The sequence below is a fragment of the Streptomyces sp. NRRL S-495 genome (genome assembly GCF_000966955.1).
Lineage (GTDB): Bacteria > Actinomycetota > Actinomycetes > Streptomycetales > Streptomycetaceae > Kitasatospora > Kitasatospora purpeofusca.
This window is the reverse complement of sequence record NZ_JZWY01000862.1, coordinates 1-268: the sequence shown is the minus strand read 5'-3', so window position 1 is coordinate 268 and position 268 is coordinate 1. Positions and strand designations below refer to the sequence as shown.

1 protein-coding gene is annotated in these 268 nt (G+C 75.4%); it reads right to left on the bottom strand.

Annotation, left to right across the window (positions count from 1 at the left end; all coding sequences use genetic code 11):
- Positions 1-55: 55 nt before the first annotated feature.
- A partial coding sequence (locus tag VR45_RS35050; protein WP_045943959.1) for a LysM domain-containing protein occupies positions 56-268 on the bottom strand: 213 nt, incomplete at its 5' end.

The window sequence follows — 268 nt, the reverse complement described above, 5'->3', positions numbered from 1 at the left end:
TGTTCGGTGTGTGCTGTTCGGTGGGCGCGGTTTCGCGCTGGGCGGTGGGGCGGGGTCAGAGGGGGAGGGTCAGCTCCTGGCCGGGCTGGATGAGGTCGGGGTCCTCGCCGAGGGCCGCGCGGTTCCGTTCGTACAGTGCCTGCCAGCCGCCGGGGACTCGGAGCTGCTCGGCGATGCTGTCGAGGGTGTCGTCGTCGCGCACCGTCCAGGTGGTGGGGCCACCGGCCGGGGGAGGGGCGGCGGGAGTGCCGGGACGGGGCGCCTCCGC